This is a genomic window from Sutterella massiliensis (assembly GCF_016899755.1).
GTDB classification, from domain to species: Bacteria; Pseudomonadota; Gammaproteobacteria; order Burkholderiales; family Burkholderiaceae_F; genus Sutterella; species Sutterella massiliensis.
In genome coordinates this window covers 1-486 of the sequence record NZ_JACJJC010000266.1, presented here as the reverse complement: position 1 = coordinate 486, position 486 = coordinate 1, and the positions used below count along the sequence as shown (strand labels likewise).

The following is a 486-nucleotide window of genomic DNA, read 5'->3' as shown; positions in this document are numbered from 1 at the left end:
GTGCCGGGACAGCTGGCACTTTGAAAGTCTTCGCGCGCAAGAATCGCCCGCGAATTCCTGATTCCCTGCAGCCATCCCCTGTGTTTGGGCGGTTCAGAACCTTTTTCCATTCCAACCGCCCCTGCCGACCAACATGAGTGCAAGCACCGCTCGTTTCGCCTTGATAATTGCCGCTCTGGTGTGGCGTACGAACGGTCTCGTCGTAAAACTTGCCTCCGCATCTCCAATGGCAATGATCTGCATGAGGTGCGGTGTTGCTGCACTCCTTATCTTTTTTTATGGCCGAGCGAAGCATCTGTCGTTATTCCGGCTATCGTCGGCGCAGATTATCGGCGCCATTTCCTATTTTGTGATGGCCGCGAGCATAGCAGTCGCGATGAAGTTCACGACGGCAGCTTCCGCGATCGCTTTGCAATACACGGCTCCCGTTTTTGTCGCACTCCTCACTGCAACCGTTCTTCGCGAACGCATACTGACCCGTGATGT

At 54.9% G+C, this 486-nt stretch carries 1 protein-coding gene; it reads left to right on the top strand.

The genetic code is table 11. From position 1 onward, the window contains the following. Nucleotides 1-133 precede the first annotated feature (133 nt). The coding region (locus H6A60_RS12490; protein ID WP_205105128.1) for an EamA family transporter at nucleotides 134-486 on the top strand (353 nt) is incomplete at its 3' end.